The 288-nt window shown below is 43.4% G+C and carries 1 protein-coding gene; it reads left to right on the top strand.

The features are described 5' to 3' along the window. Positions 1-288: hypothetical protein (locus AAEZ02_RS22190; RefSeq protein ID WP_502959607.1), on the top strand; the 288-nt coding region annotated here is incomplete at both ends.

Here is a 288-nt window from a genome sequence, read left to right as displayed (position 1 = left end):
ACCTTGGGCTAGAGGCAAAGGTAAGGTCACAAAAGCCGGTTGCCTCTACCCGCTAATAAATGCCAAGTTGGGTGAGTTAACTGCAAGTGTAATTAAGGGGTGGTTAGATAACGAGAATAAAACCCGACCAGGGGTTGCCGCGCAAAGCTATCGTCTACTGTTTGCTTGTCTAAGTTGGTGTACTGAACAACCAGCTTATGTTGGTTTGATTGATGTAGTAGCTTTAAAAAGTAAAGCTGTAAAAAAGACGGTTACTAAGTTAAAGCCGCGTGACGATCTATTACAGAG

The sequence above is a fragment of the Shewanella sp. T24-MNA-CIBAN-0130 genome (genome assembly GCF_040310185.1).
In the GTDB taxonomy this organism is placed as follows: Bacteria; Pseudomonadota; Gammaproteobacteria; order Enterobacterales; family Shewanellaceae; genus Shewanella; species Shewanella psychromarinicola.
Note: the sequence above shows the minus strand (reverse complement) of the source record. Positions and strands in the feature narration are given on the sequence as shown.